The sequence below is a fragment of the Flagellimonas sp. 2504JD4-2 genome, from assembly GCF_053642935.1.
On the sequence record NZ_JBSIOV010000004.1, the window covers coordinates 108439 to 131619 of the forward strand.

At 46.5% G+C, this 23181-nt stretch carries 6 protein-coding genes; all 6 read left to right on the forward strand.

Translation table 11 applies throughout. The features are described 5' to 3' along the window. Positions 1-1618: T9SS type B sorting domain-containing protein (locus tag ACULLH_RS15865; RefSeq protein WP_454089734.1), on the forward strand; the 1618-nt coding region annotated here is incomplete at its 5' end. 14 nt (positions 1619-1632) lie between these two features. Next, on the forward strand, positions 1633-2577 hold the full coding sequence (locus ACULLH_RS15870) for a PorP/SprF family type IX secretion system membrane protein (protein WP_454089735.1): 945 nt from the start codon (positions 1633-1635) through the stop codon (positions 2575-2577). A 9-nt stretch (positions 2578-2586) separates the two neighbouring features. Then, complete coding sequence (locus ACULLH_RS15875) at positions 2587-4542, forward strand: OmpA family protein (RefSeq protein WP_454089736.1); 1956 nt, start codon at positions 2587-2589, stop codon at positions 4540-4542. Positions 4543-4720: 178 nt separating this feature from the next. Next, positions 4721-7063: a DUF7933 domain-containing protein gene (locus ACULLH_RS15880; protein WP_454089737.1), complete on the forward strand. Its 2343-nt coding sequence runs from the start codon at positions 4721-4723 to the stop codon at positions 7061-7063. Positions 7064-7266: 203 nt separating this feature from the next. Beyond that, positions 7267-11676 (forward strand): beta strand repeat-containing protein, encoded by a 4410-nt coding sequence (locus tag ACULLH_RS15885; RefSeq protein ID WP_454089738.1) that lies wholly within the window; start codon positions 7267-7269, stop codon positions 11674-11676. A 343-nt stretch (positions 11677-12019) separates the two neighbouring features. Next, on the forward strand, positions 12020-23161 hold the full coding sequence (locus tag ACULLH_RS15890; RefSeq protein WP_454089739.1) for a hypothetical protein: 11142 nt from the start codon (positions 12020-12022) through the stop codon (positions 23159-23161). Positions 23162-23181: the final 20 nt, after the last annotated feature.

Genomic DNA, 23181 nt, shown 5'->3' on the forward strand with positions numbered 1-23181 from the left:
GCCGGACACCGATGGGACGGAGGACGTGAACTACCGTGACTTCGATGACGACGGCGACGGTATAGACACCCCTGACGAGGATGCGGACGATGACGGCGACCCCACAAACGACGACACCGATGATGACGGCACCCCCGACTACCTGGATCCTGATATGAATAATGTCATCGACGCTGTTGATGATTCTTATACGGCTGATGGTAATGGAGTAATCGCGGGTAGCAATGTGCTTTCCAATGATACCCTTGATGGAGAACCTGCAACATTATCAGAGGTGATTTTGACCTCCACAGTTACAGATGAACTCACCATCAATGAGGATGGAAGCATTACCGTAGCCGAGGGAACCCCGGAAGGTACCTATACCATAGATTATACAATTTGCGAGATTAACGATGAGGACAACTGCGATTCAGCAACGGTTACCGTGGAAGTAGGTCCGGGAATGGGCAACATCATCGATGCCGTTGATGATTCCTACACCGCCGATGGAAGTGGAGAAATCGCTGATAGCAATGTACTTTCCAACGATACCCTCAATGGAGAGCCTGTAACATTATCGGATGTAATTTTGACCTCAACAGCTACGGAGGAACTCACCATCAATGAGGATGGTAGCGTTACCGTAGCCGAGGGAACACCGGAAGGCACCTATACCATTGAATATACAATCTGTGATATTACAGATGTGGATAACTGCGATACAGGTACGGTTACCGTGGAAGTAGGTCCGGGAATGGGCAATATCATCGATGCCGTGGATGATTCTTTTACTGCCGATGGAAGTGGAGAAATCCCTGATAGCAATGTGCTCTCCAATGATACTCTTGATGGAGAACCCGTGACATTGTCAGATGTGATCTTGACCTCCACGGCTACCGATGAACTCACCATTAATGAGGATGGAAGCGTTACCGTAACCGAGGGAACACCGGAAGGCACCTATACCATTGACTACACGATCTGTGAGATTGCCGATGAGGACAACTGCGACACAGGTACAGTTACCGTGGAAGTAGGTCCGGGAATGAACAACATTATTGATGCCGTGGATGATTCGTACACTGCTGATGGAAGTGGGGTAATTGCTGATAGCAACGTACTTTCCAACGATACTTTGAATGGAGAGTCAATTGAGCTATTGGATGTAATACTTACTTCGACCTCCACAAATGAACTCACTATCAATGAGAATGGAACGGTTAGCGTAGCTTCAGGAACCCAGGAAGGTACATACACCATCGAATATACAATCTGTGAAGCTGGAAATACCGACAACTGCGATACCGCAACTGTTACCGTTACGGTCGCTATTGAAGCTATTTCCGTGAATCAGATGTTGACGCCGAATGGCGATTTGAAAAATGACTTCCTTTTCATAAGAGGTGTAAAAAACATTAGGGCCAGTACGCTTAGAATTTTCAACCGCTGGGGAGTAGCTGTATACGAAGGGAAAAACTACGACAATGTGAACAATGTTTTTGACGGGCGTTCACGTGGAAGGTCGACCTTGAGTGTCAACGATTATCTTCCGGCGGGAGTATATTTTTATATATTTGACTACGAAACGGATGAAGGAAGTTTTACCGACTCCGAATACATATACATTAGTAGGTAACATATTGAATCAGAATGATTAAAAAACACTTTTTAATTCCGTTTTTGTTCGTTGTTGTAACGTTTCAAAGCCTTGTAGCACAGCAAGACGCACAATATACCCAATACATGTACAACACCCTTAGTGTAAACCCTGCTTATGCCGGGTCTAGGGGTCAGTTGACATTTGCAGGTCTATACCGTTCACAATGGATAGGTCTTGATGGAGCCCCGGAAACCTTTACGATAAATCTTCATTCCCCAATCAGAAACAGCAGATTGGGATATGGTATTTCCATAGTAAATGACAATATTGGTGACGGGGTTGTGCAAGAAACATATCTCGATATGGTTCTCTCGTATACCATCGAATTCGCTCGTGAAAATAAACTGTCATTTGGATTAAAAGCGGGTGGAAATATGCTGAACCTGGATTTCAATGGTCTTAGAAATTTTGACCAGGAGGTAGTCCAGCAAGACAATATCGACAACCAGTTCAATCCAAATTTCGGATTGGGACTTTACTATCATAATGACAGGTTCTATGCAGGCTTTTCCGCTCCGAATATTTTGGAAACGGAATACTTTGACAATGGTAATTCTGATTCGGTTAATTTTTTGTCCGCTGAACGAATCAATTTCTATTTTATAACAGGTTATGTTTTTGATGTAAACCCCGATTTGAAATTCAAACCAGCGCTTTTGACCAAAGCCGTTGGAGGAGCACCGTTACAAGTAGATCTTTCAGCAACCTTTCTTTATGCTGAAAAATTCAGTTTTGGCGCAGCGTACAGATTGGATGCAGCGGTCAGCGCTTTGGCAGGATTCCAGATTACAGATCAAGTAATGTTGGGCCTAGCTTACGATCGTGAGACAACAGAGCTTGGAGGAACCCAATTCAATGATGGTTCGTTCGAGATATTTTTAAGATGGGAGCTTTTAAGGGCTTTCCAAAGAACTGTATCACCTAGATTCTTTTAATTTATGGTTATGCTAAAAAGAATACTTATACTTCTTGTTTTCTTAGGATTTGCATACCATGGGGTGGCCCAAGAAAAAGATAAGGTCAATGAGAAGCAACAGGCCAAGGTCAAGGCAAAGGCCGATGAGCAGTACAATGAATATTCTTTTAGCCCTGCCATAGACATTTATAAAAGAGTACTCGACAAGGGCTATGTTTCATCAGATCTGCTAAAAAGACTTGCTAACTCCTACTATTTCAATGCCAAGTATGAAGAAGCTGCGAAAGTTTATCAAAGATTGGCGGAAGCCTTTCCAGAGGAAATCGAGCCTGACTATTATTTCCGCTATGCCCAAAGTTTGAAAACATTGGGAAAGTATGACGAATCAGCCAAAATAATGGCAAAATTCAAAGAAATTACTGCTACATCATCCGATGATGCTTATGATGAGGATTATCTGGATAAAATAGAGCAGAACTCCGGAAGATATAATGTTGAGCCTTTCCCTTACAATACGAAATATTCGGATTTTGCAGCATCTTACTATGAAAAGGGGTTAATATTTTCTTCGGATAGGGATACCGGAAATTTGGCGCGCTATAGACATACATGGAATTCGAAGGATTTTTTGGATTTGTATAAGGTAAATGCGGATAGTATTTCCGATGACAACGTGGTAAAATTGGAAGGTGACATAAACACAAGGCTTCATGAATCCACTTCTGTGGTTACCAAGGATGGGACAACCATGTATTTCACTAGGAATAACTTCTTGGATGGGAAAAAATACAAGGACGAACAAGGAGTAATACGACTAAAGATTTATAGCGCAGAATTGGTGGATGATGAATGGACCAACGTGATTGAACTACCATTCAACAACGATTCGTATTCCGTGGCGCATCCAGTTTTAAGTCCAGATGGCAAAAAACTCTACTTTGTTTCCGATATGCCTGGTTCACATGGGGAATCTGACATCTTTATGACAGAAATCATAGGAGATGGCACTTATGGTCCCATTGTCAATTTGGGGAAAAACATCAACACAAGAGCAAGGGAAACTTTCCCGTATATCACTGATGAAGGAGTTCTTTATTTTTCTTCTGACGGCCATCAAGGATTAGGAGGATTGGATGTGTTTGCAACAAAAATTGCCTTTGGCAACTTTAATGAACCTATTGTAAATGTTGGAAAACCCATCAATAGCAATTATGATGATTTTGCATTTATCATGGACAACGAGGCCAAAACGGGATATTTTTCATCAAATAGAACCGGAGGATTGGGTGAGGATGATATCTATCAATTTGTTGAAAACGAACCGCTGGTACTGGATTGTATACAAGATGTAACAGGAACGGTTCGGGATCGAATATCCAATGAGGTTTTGGTAGGCGCAACGGTTAAAATTATTGATGAAGAGAACAACGAAGTATCCTCCACCTTGACAGATTCCAAAGGAAACTATGTCTTGGATTTAGATTGCGCCAAAGGGAATTTTGTTAGGGCATCCAGAGATGGCTACGTACCTGCCGAGGAGTATTTGAACAAATCCTATGGAAAACCAAGGATTGTGGACTTTTATTTGGAGCGTGATGTGGTTACGGGTGGTTTTGGAGACGATTTGGCCAAATTACTGCAGCTGAGCACAATTTATTTTGACCTGAACAAATTCAACATACGTCCAGATGCGGAGATTGAGATTCAGAAAGTGATTGTGGCCATGGAAAAATATCCAAGCTTAAAAATCAAGGTAAACTCGCATACCGATAGCCGCGGTAACGATGCCTACAACCTCTGGTTATCACAAAAAAGAGCTCAATCTACGGTTAATTATATGATTTCTAAAGGCATCTCAGCCGATAGGTTACAGGGAGAAGGCTTTGGCGAGACTCGTTTAGTGAACGATTGCCTTAATGGTGTTCCTTGTTCTAGAGAAAAACATCAGTTAAACAGAAGATCAGAATTTATCATTTTTGAGTAAATGCCTTTCTAACGGCTTGAAGCTTGTAACAGAATTTCCTTAAGAGCTTTAAATCAAATACTTGGCATCCATTCAAAAGATGTATATGCATGAAATCTGTATTTACACAACATTTTTTATGCAAGTATATCAATGAATTCTAGTTTTGGGCAGATTGATAGGCTCAAATGAGGAATTTATGGGTAGATTACAGCTTTCAACTTTTCTTTTTTTAGTATTTGTTTTGTTCCTGACCTTAAATTTGAGGGCACAGGTGAATGAAGATTTTGAAAGTGGTACTGCTACTGGTTGGACAACTTCTGGTACGGCATCGACAGGAACTTTTGTAGTTGCCAACCCTACAGGTCAAAGCAGCGGAGGGGTAGCTACACAATTAGAAGACGACCATACCACTGCGCCAGGAGTAAATGCATATTTTACTGCCACCAACAGTTCTGCAGGGAACGCTGATGTAGATGGAGGCACATCGGTTACAACTTCCCCAACCTATAATATTACGTTGGCTTCTCAGCTTTCAATCTGGTATTTTTTTGGACAGCGGGACAATGGAGATGATGCCAACGATTTTTTTCTATTGGAATATTCGTTGAATGGCGGAGGTAGTTACACGAGCTTGGTTTCAATAGGCGATGTAACCACCAATGCAATTTGGACTGAAGCAACAGCAGCTATTCCGGCAGGCTCCAATGTAGTTGTTAGAGTAACTGTTTCAGATGGAGCAGGCGCAGGGGATATTATTGAAGGTGGAATTGATGACTTGGTGATATCTGCAATTACTCCAGAAGTACTAATAGATGATGTTTCAATTGATGAAGATGCCGGAACAGTTACACTTACTGCCACGCATTCTGGACCCGATGCTTCAGGAGCATTTACCGTTGATTACCAAACAAATGATGGGAGTGCCGTCGACGGGTCTGATTATACTGCAAGCACAGGAACACTTAGTTTTAATGGAACTTCAGGAGATACTGAACAAATTACAGCTTCCATTTTAGACGATTTAATATTTGAATCAGCTGAGAACTTCACCGTTTCATTTTCAGCGACCTCGGACGCTGATGTGAACATCTCCGATACGGCAACGGTGACCATAAATGACGATGATAATGACCCCAATGCAACAAGACCTTATGAAGAAAGAACCGCCATAAACCTTATGGGAAACTTTAAAATGCTGGGAAATACCAATTTACAATGTACATCGGGATGTCCAGTATCTCCAGTCTCCAATAACCCGTCGGTTGTGATGGGATATGCCGATGTAGATAGTGATGGCACAACGGTTAATTCAAGTAGTAGTAACCTTAATTTACCAGTAGGTTCTACCGTAGAATGGGCAGGGTTATATTGGGGAGGGGTTTACAACAGTTCTTACGGGGGTATTACCAATCCAGCTGGCTCGTTAAATATCGATCAGGTCAGGTTCATGGACCCTACATCAGGAACGTATGCAACGGTAAATTCGGATGTCAGAAATATAGAGACCACCAGTTTTGCAGGATGGAACACCTTCATGTCTTATGCCGATGTAACTTCTATTGTACAATCTGGAGGAAATGGTAATTATTTTGTGGCTGACATTGCTTTGGTGACTGGAAGCGCATTCACCGGTCCTCATGGAGGATGGACAATGGTGGTCATATACAATGATCCAGCAGATACATCTAGAAATGTTAGTGTTTGGGATGGTTTTGACTTCTTTGGATTCGGAGCAAATGATTCTTTTACGGTTACCGGACTTCTTACTCCCTCTATCGGAACTTTTGAAACCCATGTGGGTTATTACGGCATGGACGGGGAAGCAAGTAGTACTGGAGATTTTGTAAGTGTAGAAGGCACTGCTCTTTCAAATGGACTTAATCCCGCCAATAATACATTAAATGGTACCATTTCGGAGTTTGGAGTGGATTTAGGAACGAGAAATCCCAATTTTGGTTACAGTTGGGGTGTTGATATTGACGTATTTGATGCCTCAGGATTGGTTCCCAATAATGCTACGGATATGGATGTTGTTCTGGGTAGTAGCAGTGAAGGAATTTGGGGGGGAGTATTTGTTACTTCCAACGAAATTGCATTTCCTACAGTTGCAACGTCATCTTTTAACCCTACTGAAATTTATACAGGAGAAGAATCAACAGTGACCATAACCATTGAAAACCCGTCAAATGGAGTATCTCTCACAAATTTAGCATTGACAAACAACTTGCCATCTGGTATGGTTATAGCTTCCACTCCAGATGCCTCATCTACCTGTGGGGGAACCATCTCCGCTATAGCTGGGGCAACATCCTTTTCCATTACAGGGGTAAGTCTGCCAGCAGGAACAACATGCACTTTTACCTTCGATGTGACCGCTTCGTCTGCAGGGTTGTATACAAACACAATCTCACCTTCCGATATTACAAATGATCAAAATATACCACTGTCGGGAACAACGACTTCTGATTTGACAGTGCTTGCAAGACCAGTGAACCTAATTACCAATCGAGGAATTACTTATAGGGTGAACAAGGATTGAATCTTCAGGATAAATCAAGTTATGATAAAATTGGGTTGCTGAACACTTATTTTTATTGGATTTATCGACCAATTACCTCACAATTTTGCAAGTATGCAATCGAAACCAAGGAGTACACAACAATTATTTAGAAACACTTTGAAGTACAGTTACATTTGGTAAAAGCATATTAGGATATATAAAAGCCAGCCAAAGTATTTTGTATGAAAAAAGGTCTAGCACTATTGACAATTGCATTTGTATTGTCTTGGTCGTCCATGTTGGGGCAAGATACCTTTCGTGATAATTTTAGCTCAACTTCCTACTCAAATAACGACGGTACCCAGAATTTTTCCAGTAGCTGGGATGAGACAGGAGATGATGATAGTCCAACTAGTGGACGGATTGAAATAGTTGGGAATGAGTTGGAATTCAACAATATAGACAGTAGAACTATATTTAGGAATCTAAATCTATCCGGTGCGTCAAGCGTAACCTTGGACCTTGATTACGATGCAACGTCAAGGGGAAACGAATCCCTTTTGGTGCAGTTATGGAACGATAACACTTCTTCCTACGAAACTGTTGCAACCATCAACACTTCCGTTTCCAGTTCTATCAGTCATAACCTAACCGCCGACCAAATTGCTTCAACTTCCTCTATCCGATTTGTAGGAGGAGATTCCAATTGGGGTAATGGCGAGACCATATACATAGACAATGTTTTGTTTACGGCTACCTTTAGTCCGATAATTACGATTGCGGATATTTCTTTTGATGAAGGTACAGGAAATGCCATTTTTACGGCGACTCACTCAGGAGCAAACGCTTCGGGAGCTTTCACTGTAAACTTTCAAACAGTCAATGGAACTGCGATAGCAGGAAGTGATTATACAAGCACAACAGGAACATTAAATTTTAACGGAACCAGCGGGGATACCGATACCGTCTCGGTTCCAATTACAGATGATGGGACGCTGGAAAGTTCGGAAACTTTTACACTACAATTTACCAGTACTTCTGACGGTTCTGTGAATATAGCGGATACGGCAACAGGAACAATAACCGATAATGACGGCTTTATTATTACAGATGGCGTTACGGATACCACTTGTACTGGAACTTTTTTGGATTCAGGGGGAGTAAGTGGAACGTATAGCAATAATGAGGATATTACCTATACCATCTGTCCTGATGTGGCAGGTAGCTTTACCAGAATAAGTTTTACCAGTTTTGATGTGGAAAATGGTTTTGATTTTTTATATGTATATGAGGGAACAACTACCGGTGGAACCTTGATTGGACAATACCACAATGGGAACCTTCCCCCGACCACCATTACTTCTACGGACGGTACAGGATGTTTGACCTTTAGGTTTACATCGGATTTCAGTGTCACCAACAATGGTTGGGAAGCAACGATTTCCTGTTTTACTCCAGGGCCCAGCGTAACTGTTGCCGATGTTGCAGTGAATGAAACAGCAGGTAATGCTGTGTTCACGGTTACGCATTCCGGATTGGCGGCCTCCGGCCCGTTTACGGTCAATTTTCAGACAGTTGATGGTACAGCTTTAGCAGGAAGCGATTATACCAGCACCACCGGAACCTTGAACTTTGATGGAACAGTTGGAGATACCGATACTATAACAGTACCTATTACTAATGATAGTACCGTGGAAACAGCAGAGACCTTTACAATTCAGTTTACAAGTTCTTCAGACGGAACGGTTGACATTTCGGATACCGCTACCGGTACGATAAATGCCCAGATTTTTTCTGATGAGCCATTGACCTTATATGAAGAATTCCATGGAAATGTAGATTATGTTGTAACGGGAAACACGCTTAGAACAGCTGATAACAACACGGACCCCTGTGCGGTGACCAATACAAGTTCTGGTACTTTAATTGCACCTATTCCAGGTACAGGGACGATTAGAAAAGCATATTTGTATTGGGCACATTCAAGTTCTACCCTAGATACGGATGTTACATTTGAAGGGCAGGCAGTAACTGCTGATATTGCTTATAATGCCTTTGGAGCAACTTATTTTAGCTATTTGAGCGACGTTACCACCATTGTAAATGGAGTGGCCAACCCTTCAACGAATACCTATGACTTTGCAGATCTGACCATTGATACAACAAGTAGTTGTAGTAGCCAAGGTGTTCTTGGAGGTTGGGCGCTTATTGTATTTTATGATGATCCAACCCTACCGGCATCAAGTATCAATTTATATCAAGGGTTTCAACGACTTAGAAATGCCAGTGATTCATTTACCTTGGATTCCTTTTATGCCATAGCAGGTTCTGGAGCCAAGGCAACTTTCCTTTCATGGGAAGGTGATAGTACACTTTCGGGCACATCTGAGACACTTTCGATTACCAATCAGGCTAGCACAACTTTCACCTTAAGTGGTGACGGAGGCCAAACAGGAAATAACGCATACAACTCAACCATATACGACGATACTCAAGCTCCAGTTTATAATGATGCCACTACTTACGGTTTGGATTTGGATACCTATGGAATATCGACGTACATATCCCCTGGAGATTCTCAGGTTACGGCGAATGTTTCAGTAGCTTCCGATGCCGTTTTGTTTAATGCGGTATTGATCAGGGTACAATCTAACTTGATAACCGGGACTGTGTTTGAAGATGTAAACTATCCAGGAGGGTCGGGCCGAGATCAAGCAACATCTACAGGAGTAGGGGTCAACAATACAACCTTGGAAATATTTGATGCATCAAACAATTATATAGAAAGTACTACTACCGATAGCAATGGCGATTATACCTTCGGAGGGATGGCAGATGGGAACTACACGGTTAGGGTGGTCAATTCATCGGTAAGGTCTTCAAGAGGAGGAGGTGTAGGTTGTACCTCATGCATACCGGTACAAACCTATAGGAATTACAATACTTCAGGTTCGTTTGTAGACGTTACGGATGAAGTTGGTGGAGCTGATCCCTCAGCAGTGGATGCCACGACAGGAACGCTTACAGGAGCCCAAACCACTTCCGCGGTAACCATAGCAAGTGGGGGAGTAGTGGGATTGGACTTTGGTTTCAATTTTAATACAATCGTCAACACCAATGAGGATGGACAAGGTTCCTTGGAACAGTTTATTGTCAACTCCAATAATTTGGATGAAACGGGATTGGATATTGGAGCGAATTCGATTTTTGATCCGGCAGCAGGGGAGGACATTTCAATTTTTATGATTTCGACCACTTCAGATCCCTTGGGTAGAACGGCGGATTCTAACTTTAGCGGGGGATACTTTGATATAAGCATAAGCAATGGAAATCCATTGACCGCTATAACAAGCAATAAGACCAGTATCGATGGTAGAACACAAACAACATATTCTGGTGATACCAATTCCGGTAATGTGGGCTCAGGTGGAACAGCGATTGGGGTGTCGGCGGTTGCACTTCCCAATTATGCCCGACCAGAAATACAAGTACACAGAAACTCAGGAGATGTTTTCGATATTCAAGCCGAGGCTACCATAAGAAATCTCTCAATATACGCCAGTAGCAATGCCGCAATTCAAGTCAATAGCGGGACTGCAAACATTACGGCCAATCTCTTGGGAGTAAATGCACAGGGAAACAATGCAGGCAACGTTAATTTTGGTATTGAAAACTTAGGTGGAAATATCACTGTTGATGGCAACTATATTGCAACGAACACTGATAATGGGATTCTTGTGAATGGTGGAACATCCAGCCTGATACAGAACAATCACATAGCCAGCAATGGTGACGCCGCCTGTGATGACAACATCAATATCCAAGGTGGTAGTGGAATCACGATTCAACACAATCTCATTGAAAATGCGGCTGCCTCAGGAATTGATGCATCAGCAATATCCGGCGGGTTGACCATAAGAGAAAATGCTATTACGGCCTCTGGGCAGGATGGCGGAAATTGTTCGGGAGAAGTTAAAAGCATGGGAGTCATCCTTGCAGGAGACAACTCTCAGTTAACTAATAATCAGATATATAGCAATGGAGGTGGAGGAGTTGTGGTAATAGGAGGTACTGGTAATTTAATTAGCCAAAACTCTATTTATGCAAATGGAACATTGGCTGCAGCATTAGGAATTGATTTGGACGCTTCCGCTGGTGTAGGCGATGGTGTGACCATTAACGATAGTGCCGATGTAGATTCAGGTCCGAATAATTTATTGAATTTCCCTATAATTTCAAACGCATATATTTCTGCGAGTAATTTGGTTGTAACAGGTTGGTCAAGACCAGGCACCACGGTAGAATTCTTTATAACTGATATCAGTGAAGGAACGGCTACTGCTGGGGATAATCAATTGGGATTGACCACAGATTATGGAGAAGGACAAACTTTTCTTGGTAGTGCTGTTGAGGGAAGTGTATCGGATGACGATGGTGATACCACTTCATATTCAGATGCAGATGGAAATACGGACAATACCAATGCATTCAAATTCACCATTCCTTTGTCGATTTCACCTTCGGCGGGGCAATTTTTGACCGCAACTGCTATGTTGGGGAACTCTACTTCGGAATTCGCTCCAATTTCGACTTTAAAAATACCTACGGTAATCACAAATAGAAGAATTACTTACAGAGTCAATAGAAATTAACAGGATTTTTCTTAATTCTTATTGAGATGATTTCATGACTTTTTGGTCACGGATGATACCCTATGTTAACTTTTTTAACACTCATCCTAGCCTTTGACATTGTTGGTGTAATCGACCAATGACCTGTAAAAAATGAAAGGTTTTTAAGGCTATGACCTCAGGATTTAACCACTATACCTTCGGAATTCAGGCATACACAACAAATATTTTCACCCCCTATAGGTAAAGGTAATTTTGTAAAGTGTAGTAGTGTTTAAAATGCACAGCAAGCATTAAAAACACCACGAACAAGCATAAAAGATTACAAAAAACACATTAGACAATGTCATTTAACGATAACCCCATGAAAAAGAGCATAATAGTCATTGCGTTACTATTTTTCTCCGGACTTGCCTATTCCCAGACCACGGTAACATTACAGGATCAATGTAATTGTGAAGTATTGAGCGGAACGGCCGTATCCAGTCCTGGAGCGGTTACCCCAAGTGGAGCCGATACAGGTGATGTATATGTGAATACCAATACGGGTACAATCTATTTTTGGGATGGAGATTCTTGGGAGTTGACATCCACGGATGACCAGCAACTTACAGGATTTACCTTTGATGGAGCTACAAACGTACTGACATTGACCCTAGAAGATGGGGGAAGCGCAAATGTCGACTTGAGCAGTTTAAGTGATACTTTGACAGATACAAATACCACAATTATCTCTTTCGCAATTGATGGAACCAACACTAATTTGGTTATTACTGATTCCGATGCAAACACATTCGCAGTTGCTTTGGCTGATATTGCAGCTTTGATCGATACCGATGACCAGACCGCTGCCGAGGTAAGCTATGACAACACCACATCTGGATTGACGGCAACGGATACCCAAGCGGCTATAGACGAGATCGCTGCAGGCAGTACCGATGACCAGAACATCGAAAGCCTTGGAGTTGATACTGGAACGAACATATTGACTGTGGGCATAGAGAACGGTACTGGTCAAACAGTTGACCTTTCGCATTTGGATGATGCTGGAACCGATGACCAGACCGCCGCCGAGGTGAGCTATGACAATACCACATCTGGACTGACCGCAACGGATACCCAGGCTGCCATTGATGAGGTAGCTGCTGGTAGTACCGATGACCAGAACATCGAGAGCCTTGGAGTTGACACAGGAACGAACATATTGACGGTCGGTATCGAAAATGGTACAAGCCAAACCGTGGACCTATCGCATTTGGATGATGCTGGAACTGATGACCAGACCGCTGCCGAGGTAAGCTATGACAACACCACATCTGGATTGACGGCAACGGATACCCAGGCCGCAATCGATGAGGTTGCAGCGGGCAGCACCGATGACCAGAACATCGAGAGCTTGGGCGTCGACACAGGAACGAACATATTGACGGTAGGTATCGAGAATGGTACAAGCCAAACTGTGGACCTTTCACACCTTGATGATGCTGGCACGGATGACCAGAATATCGAGAGTCTAGGGGTTGACACCGGGACGAACATATTGACAGTGGGCATTGAGAACGGAACAAGTCAAACAGTTGACCTTTCGCATTTGGATGATGCTGGAACCGATGACCAGACCGCTGCCGAGGTAAGCTATGACAATACCACATCCGGATTGACGGCCACCGATACCCAGGCCGCAATCGACGAGGTCGCGGCAGGCAGCACGGATGACCAGAACATTCAGAGCCTTGGAGTGGATACAGGTACTAACATATTGACAGTTGGCATCGAGGATGGAACAAGTCAAACAGTGGATCTTTCCCATTTGGATGATGCTGGAACAGATGACCAGACCGCCGCCGAGGTGAGCTATGACAATACCACATCCGGATTGACGGCCACCGATACCCAGGCGGCCATTGACGAGGTTGCTGCTGGTAGCACCGATGACCAAAATATTCAAAGTCTTGGAGTTGACACCGGAACGAACATTTTGACGGTGGGCATCGAGAACGGAACAAGCCAAACAGTTGACCTTTCCCATTTGGATGATGCAGGTACTGATGACCAGAACATCCAGAGCCTTGGAGTGGATACGGGGACTAATATATTGACCGTTGGCATTGAAAATGGAAGCTCACAGACAGTAGATCTGTCACATCTAGATGACAATGGAACGGATGACCAGACCGCTGGCGAGGTAAGCTATGACAATACCTCATCTGGATTGACGGCAACAGATACGCAAGCAGCAATCGACGAGGTTGCAGCTGGAAGTACTGATGATCAGACCGCTGCCGAAGTGAGCTATGACAATACCACATCTGGACTGACGGCAACGGATACCCAGGCTGCCATTGATGAGGTCGCGGCGGGCAGCACCGATGACCAGAACATCCAGAGTCTTGGTGTTGACACAGGAACAAACATCTTGACGGTTGGTATCGAGAACGGTACCTCACAGACCGTTGACCTATCGCACTTGGATGATGCCGGTACCGACGACCAGACCGCTGCCGAGGTGACCTATGACAATACCACATCAGGCCTTACGGCCACCGATACCCAGGCCGCAATCGACGAGGTCGCGGCGGGCAGCACCGATGACCAGAATATCCAGAGCCTTGGAGTTGATACCGGAACGAACATATTGACGGTGGGCATCGAGAACGGTACCTCACAGACCGTTGACCTATCGCACTTGGACGATGCAGGAACCGATGACCAGACCGCTGCAGAGGTGAGCTATGACAATACCACATCAGGCCTTACGGCCACCGATACCCAGGCCGCAATCGATGAGGTTGCAGCGGGCAGCACCGATGACCAGAACATCGAGAGCCTTGGAGTTGATACGGGCACGAACATCTTGACGGTAGGCATCGAGAATGGAACAAGCCAAACAGTTGACCTTTCGCACTTGGACGATGCAGGAACCGATGACCAGACCGCTGCAGAGGTAAGCTATGACAATACCACATCAGGCCTTACGGCCACCGATACCCAGGCGGCCATTGACGAGGTCGCTGCTGGCAGCACCGATGACCAGAACATTCAAAGTCTTGGAGTTGACACAGGAACAAACATATTGACCGTTGGTATCGAGAACGGTACCTCACAGACGGTTGACCTTTCGCACTTGGACGATGCTGGTACTGACGACCAGACCGCTGCAGAGGTGAGCTACGACAATACCACATCAGGCCTTACGGCCACCGATACCCAAGCAGCAATCGACGAGGTTGCAGCTGGCAGCACGGATAACCAGACTATTGATAATCTTTCCATTTCTGGGGGTGAACTCAGCATTTCACTGGAAGACGATGGTGTTGCACCATCAACAGTTGACCTGATAAGTAATAATGCGAACAATGATATTTCTGCTGGTACTGATGGTGGACTCTATCTGAACGTAGCTTCCGTGAGTATTTCAGAAACTATCACAACCTTGACGGACAATCTTGACGGGACATACACTTATACAAGCGAAAATGGAACACCTACAACATTCACGGGCACGGACGACCAGACCGCAGCGGAGGTAAGCTATGACAATACCACATCCGGATTGACGGCCACCGATACCCAAGCAGCAATCGATGAGGTTGCCGCCGGAAGCACCGATGACCAGAACATCCAGAGTCTTGGGGTTGACACAGGAACAAACATCTTGACGGTGGGCATCGAGAACGGTACAAGTCAAATAGTGGACCTTTCCCACCTTGACGACGCTGGAACAGACGACCAGAACATTGAGAGCTTGGGCGTTGATACGGGCACGAACATCTTGACGGTAGGCATCGAGAATGGAACAAGCCAAACAGTGGACCTTTCGCACTTGGACGATGCAGGAACCGACGATCAGACCGCTGCAGAGGTGAGCTATGACAATACCACATCAGGCCTTACGGCCACCGATACCCAGGCGGCCATTGACGAGGTCGCTGCTGGCAGCACCGATGACCAGAACATTCAAAGTCTCGGAGTTGACACAGGAACGAACATATTGACCGTGGGTATAGAGAATGGAACAAGTCAAACAGTTGACCTTTCGCACTTGGACGATGCAGGAACCGACGATCAGACCGCTGCAGAGGTGAGCTATGACAATACCACATCAGGCCTTACGGCCACCGATACCCAGGCTGCCATTGATGAGGTAGCTGCTGGCAGCACCGATGACCAGAACATCGAGAGCCTTGGAGTTGATACCGGAACGAACATCTTGACCGTTGGCATCGAGAACGGTACAAGCCAAACAGTTGATCTTTCCCACTTGGACGATGCTGGTACCGACGACCAGACCGCAGCGGAGGTAAGCTATGACAATACCACATCTGGACTGACCGCAACAGATACCCAGGCTGCCATTGATGAGGTCGCCGCAGGCAGCACGGACGACCAGAACATCGAAAGCCTTGGAGTTGATACAGGAACAAACATCTTGACGGTGGGCATCGAGAACGGTACAAGTCAAACAGTGGACCTTTCCCACCTTGACGACGCTGGAACAGACGACCAGAACATTGAGAGCTTGGGCGTTGATACGGGCACGAACATCTTGACGGTAGGCATCGAGAATGGAACAAGCCAAACAGTGGACCTTTCGCACTTGGACGATGCAGGAACCGACGATCAGACCGCTGCAGAGGTGAGCTATGACAATACCACATCAGGCCTTACGGCCACCGATACCCAGGCGGCCATTGACGAGGTCGCTGCTGGCAGCACCGATGACCAGAACATTCAAAGTCTCGGAGTTGACACAGGAACGAACATATTGACCGTGGGTATAGAGAATGGAACAAGTCAAACAGTTGACCTTTCGCACTTGGACGATGCAGGAACCGACGATCAGACCGCTGCAGAGGTGAGCTATGACAATACCACATCCGGATTGACGGCCACCGATACCCAGGCCGCAATCGACGAGGTCGCGGCAGGCAGCACGGATGACCAGAACATCGAGAGCCTTGGAGTGGATACAGGTACTAACATATTGACGGTAGGCATCGAGGATGGAACAAGTCAAACAGTGGACCTTTCCCATTTGGATGATGCAGGTACTGATGATCAGACCGCTGCAGAGGTGAGCTACGACAATACCACATCAGGCCTTACGGCCACCGATACCCAGGCTGCCATTGATGAGGTCGCGGCGGGCAGCACCGATGACCAGAACATCGAGAGCCTTGGAGTTGACACAGGAACGAACATATTGACGGTGGGCATCGAGAATGGAACAAGCCAAACAGTTGACCTTTCGCATTTGGATGACGCGGGAACCGATGACCAGAACATTGAGAGTTTGGGTGTTGACACCGGTACGAACATATTGACAGTGGGTATCGAGAACGGTACCTCACAGACCGTTGACCTGTCACATTTGGATGATGCTGGTACGGACGACCAGAACATTGAGAGCTTGGGCGTTGATACGGGCACGAACATCTTGACGGTAGGCATCGAGAATGGAACAAGCCAAACAGTGGACCTTTCGCACTTGGACGATGCAGGAACCGACGATCAGACCGCTGCAGAGGTGAGCTATGACAATACCACATCAGGCCTTACGGCCACCGATACCCAGGCTGCCATTGACGAGGTCGCTGCTGGCAGCACGGATGACCAGAACATCGAGAGCCTTGGGGTTGATACCGGAACGAACATATTGACTGTAGGCATCGAGAATGGAACAAGCCAAACAGTGGACCTTTCGCACTTGGACGATGCAGGAACCGATGACCAGACCGCTGCAGAGGTGAGCTACGACAATACCACATCCGGATTGACGGCAACGGATACCCAGGCTGCCATTGATGAGGTAGCCGCAGGCAGCACGGACGACCAGAACATCGAAAGCCTTGGAGTTGATACAGGAACAAACATCTTGACCGTTGGTATAGAGAACGGTACCGGCCAAACAGTGGACCTTTCCCATTTGGACGATGCAGGCACCGATGACCAGACTATTGACAACTTTTCTATTACTGGGGGAGAGCTTAGCATTTCATTGGAAGACGATGGTGTTGCGCCATCGACGGTTGACCTGATAAGCGCCAACGCTAACAATGACCTTTCTTCAGGTACTGACGGTGGCCTTTATTTGAACGTAGCTTCCGTGAGTATTTCAGAGACCATCACAACCTTGGCCGATAATCTTGACGGGACGCACACTTATACAAGTGAAAATGGAACACCTACAACATTTACAAGCACCGATGACCAGACCGCTGCAGAGGTAAGCTATGACAATACCACATCCGGGTTGACGGCCACCGATACCCAAGCAGCAATCGATGAGGTTGCCGCCGGAAGCACCGATGACCAGAACATCCAGAGTCTTGGTGTTGATACAGGAACGAACATCTTGACGGTAGGTATCGAGAACGGTACAAGTCAAACAGTGGACCTTTCCCACCTTGACGACGCTGGAACAGACGACCAGAACATCGAGAGCCTCGGGGTTGATACCGGAACGAACATATTGACGGTAGGTATCGAGAACGGGACAAGTCAAACAGTGGACCTATCGCATCTGGACGATGCAGGAACCGATGACCAGACCGCAGCAGAGGTGAGTTATGACAATACCACTTCTGGATTGACGGCAACCGATACCCAGGCTGCTATCGACGAGGTAGCTGCCGGCAGCACCGATGACCAGAACATCGAGAGCTTGGGCGTTGACACAGGAACAAACATATTGACGGTAGGTATCGAGAATGGTACCTCGCAGACGGTTGACCTTTCGCACTTGGACGATGCAGGCACTGACGACCAGACTGCAGCAGAGGTGAGCTATGACAATACCACATCTGGATTGACGGCCACGGATACCCAAGCGGCCATTGACGAGGTTGCTGCTGGTAGCACTGATGACCAGAACATCGAGAGCCTTGGGGTTGATACCGGAACGAACATATTGACTGTAGGCATCGAGAACGGTACCAGTCAAACAGTGGATCTTTCCCATCTGGATGATGCAGGAACCGATGACCAGACCGCAGCTGAGGTCAGTTATGACAATACCACTTCTGGATTGACGGCAACGGATACCCAGGCCGCCATCGACGAGGTAGCTGCCGGCAGCACCGATGATCAGAATATTCAAAGTCTTGGGGTTGATACAGGCACGAACATATTGACTGTGGGCATCGAGAATGGTACCTCACAGACAGTTGACCTTTCGCACTTGGACGATGCCGGTACGGATGATCAGAACATTGAGAGTCTTGGCGTTGACACCGGAACCAACATCTTGACAGTTGGTATCGAAAATGGAACAAGTCAAACAGTGGACCTATCGCATCTGGACGATGCAGGAACCGATGACCAGACCGCAGCAGAGGTGAGTTATGACAATACCACTTCTGGATTGACGGCAACCGATACCCAGGCTGCTATCGACGAGGTAGCTGCCGGCAGCACCGATGACCAGAACATCGAGAGCTTGGGCGTTGACACAGGAACAAACATATTGACGGTAGGTATCGAGAACGGTACCTCGCAGACGGTAGACCTTTCCCATTTGGACGATGCTGGTACTGACGACCAGACCGCTGGCGAAGTGAGCTATGACAACACCACATCAGGACTGACCGCAACGGATACCCAGGCGGCCATTGACGAGGTGGCTGCTGGCAGCACCGATGACCAGAACATCGAGAGCCTTGGCGTTGACACCGGTACGAACATCTTGACCGTTGGCATCGAGGACGGTACAAGTCAAACAGTTGACCTTTCACACCTTGATGATGCCGGTACTGATGACCAGAACATTCAAAGTCTCGGAGTTGACACCGGTACGAACATATTGACCGTCGGCATTGAGAACGGTACCTCACAGACGGTTGACCTATCGCATTTGGACGATGCCGGTACTGACGACCAGAACATCGAGAGTCTTGGAGTTGATACTGGAACAAACATCTTGACAGTTGGTATCGAGAACGGAACAAGCCAAACAGTTGACCTTTCCCATTTGGACGATGCTGGAACAGATGACCAGACCGCCGCCGAGGTGAGCTATGACAATACAACATCAGGACTGACCGCAACGGATACCCAAGCTGCGATCGATGAGGTTGCCGCTGGTAGCACCGATGACCAAAATATTCAAAGTCTTGGAGTTGATACCGGAACCAACATATTGACGGTTGGAATCGAGAACGGTACCTCACAGACGGTTGACCTTTCCCATTTGGATGATGCCGGTACTGACGACCAGACCGCCGCCGAGGTGAGCTATGACAATACCACATCCGGATTGACGGCCACCGATACCCAGGCGGCCATTGACGAGGTTGCTGCTGGTAGCACCGATGACCAAAATATTCAAAGTCTTGGAGTTGACACCGGTACGAACATATTGACCGTCGGCATTGAGAACGGTACCTCACAGACGGTTGACCTTTCCCATTTGGACGATGCTGGTACTGACGACCAGACCGCTGCCGAGGTGAGCTATGACAATACAACATCAGGACTGACCGCAACGGATACCCAAGCTGCGATCGATGAGGTTGCCGCTGGTAGCACCGATGACCAAAATATTCAAAGTCTTGGAGTTGATACCGGAACCAACATATTGACGGTTGGAATCGAGAACGGTGCCTCACAGACGGTTGACCTTTCCCATTTGGATGATGCTGGAACAGATGACCAGACCGCCGCCGAGGTGAGCTATGACAATACCACATCCGGATTGACGGCCACCGATACCCAGGCGGCCATTGACGAGGTCGCTGCTGGTAGCACCGATGACCAAAATATTCAAAGTCTTGGAGTTGACACCGGAACGAACATTTTGACGGTGGGCATCGAGAACGGAACAAGCCAAACAGTTGACCTTTCCCATTTGGACGATGCTGGAACAGATGACCAGACCGCTGCTGAGGTGAGCTATGACAATACAACATCAGGACTGACCGCAACGGATACCCAAGCTGCGATCGATGAGGTCGCTGCTGGCAGCACCGATGACCAGAACATCCAGAGTCTTGGTGTTGACACAGGAACAAACATCTTGACGGTAGGTATCGAGAACGGTACAAGTCAAACAGTGGACCTTTCCCACCTTGACGACGCTGGAACAGACGACCAGAACATCGAGAGCCTCGGGGTTGATACCGGAACAAACATCTTGACGGTAGGTATCGAGAACGGTACAAGTCAAACAGTGGATCTTTCCCACCTTGACGACGCTGGAACAGACGACCAGAACATCGAGAGCCTCGGGGTTGATACCGGAACGAACATCTTGACGGTGGGTATCGAGAACGGAACAAGCCAAACAGTTGACCTATCGCATTTGGATGATGCCGGTACTGACGACCAGACCGCCGCCGAGGTGAGCTATGACAATACCACATCCGGATTGACGGCCACCGATACCCAAGCTGCGATCGATGAGGTCGCTGCTGGCAGCACCGATGACCAGAACATCCAGAGTCTTGGTGTTGACACAGGAACAAACATCTTGACGGTAGGTATCGAGAACGGTACAAGTCAAACAGTGGACCTTTCCCACCTTGACGACGCTGGAACAGACGACCAGAACATCGAGAGCCTCGGGGTTGATACCGGAACGAACATTTTGACGGTGGGCATCGAGAACGGAACAAGCCAAACAGTTGACCTTTCCCATTTGGACGATGCCGGTACTGACGACCAGAACATCGAGAGTCTTGGAGTTGATACTGGAACAAACATATTGACGGTGGGTATCGAGAACGGTACAAGCCAAACAGTTGACCTTTCACATTTAGACGATGCTGGAACTGACGATCAGACCGCCGCGGAGGTGAGCTATGACAATACCACATCTGGATTGACAGCAACGGATACCCAAGCGGCCATTGATGAGGTGGCTGCAGGCAGCACGGATGACCAGAACATTGAGAGTCTCGGCGTTGACACAGGTACGAACATATTGACGGTAGGCATCGAGAACGGTACCTCGCAGACGGTAGACCTTTCCCATTTGGACGATGCTGGTACTGACGATCAGACCGCCGCGGAGGTGAGCTATGACAATACCACATCTGGATTGACGGCAACGGATACCCAAGCGGCCATTGATGAGGTGGCTGCAGGCAGCACGGATGACCAGAACATTGAGAGTCTTGGCGTTGACACAGGTACGAACATATTGACGGTAGGCATCGAGAACGGAACAAGCCAAACAGTGGACCTTTCCCATTTGGACGATGCTGGAACCGATGACCAGACCGCTGCCGAGGTAAGCTATGACAATACCACATCCGGATTGACGGCCACCGATACCCAGGCCGCAATCGACGAGGTTGCAGCGGGCAGCACCGATGACCAGAACATTGAGAGTTTGGGTGTTGACACAGGGACCAACATCTTGACGGTAGGCATCGAGAACGGTACAAGTCAAACAGTTGACCTATCGCACTTGGATGATGCTGGAACCGATGACCAGAACATCGAGAGCCTTGGGGTTGACACCGGAACAAACATCTTGACGGTGGGTATCGAGAACGGTACCTCACAGACAGTTGACCTTTCACATTTGGATGATGCTGGTACCGACGACCAGACCGCTGCCGAGGTGAGCTATGACAATACCACATCCGGATTGACGGCCACCGATACCCAGGCCGCAATCGACGAGGTTGCCGCTGGTAGCACCGATGACCAAAATATTCAAAGTCTTGGAGTTGATACCGGAACCAACATATTGACGGTTGGAATCGAGAACGGTACCTCACAGACGGTAGACCTTTCCCACTTGGACGATGCTGGTACGGACGATCAGACTGCAAGTGAAGTTAACATTACGGATGCAGGAGGAAACTTTGCAGCTACAGAAGTTGAAGGAGCATTAGCAGAACTTGCTGCTTTGACCGATGATGACGTAAGTGTAACAAATACCGTAACAGGAAATAGGATAGCAACAATCTCAGAACCAGGAATCTCAGCTGTAGATATCAACGAAACAGTTACAAGTCTATCTCAAAACACTTCAACAGGTGTGATCAGCTATACCGATGAAGATGGTGGCGCTGCACAAACAGCCAATGTGGTAAGCACTGATACCAACAATGAACTGACAGTGGGAGCAGATGGCGGTGCCTCTTTTGAAATGACTGATTTGGATGTTGATGGAGACGGAGCAAATGAAGGAACTGTGGATGATGCCATGTCGGACATTGCTAAAATAACAGCAACTGCAGGAAGAATCTTTTATCCACCTTCAATAACCGTTGATGCGTCAACCACAGGAATAAAGAATATCGATTTGTACCAAGAATATTTGGATCAGTTTGGAACACCTACCGTAGGAAGCGCAGGAGCTCCCGCGGCAATTCCGACATATGGTCGCACAGATTTGTATTACTATGTTACCTATGCAGATCCAACGGTTTTTGAAACGGACTCTGGTGACCCCAACTTTATGACGATTGATGCAAACGGTAATCTTACTATTGAGGTTGAAAATTTACCTACGGATTACAATACTTTGATCAATGTAGTTTTTGTAGTGAAATAATAACAATAAGAGCTAAACAA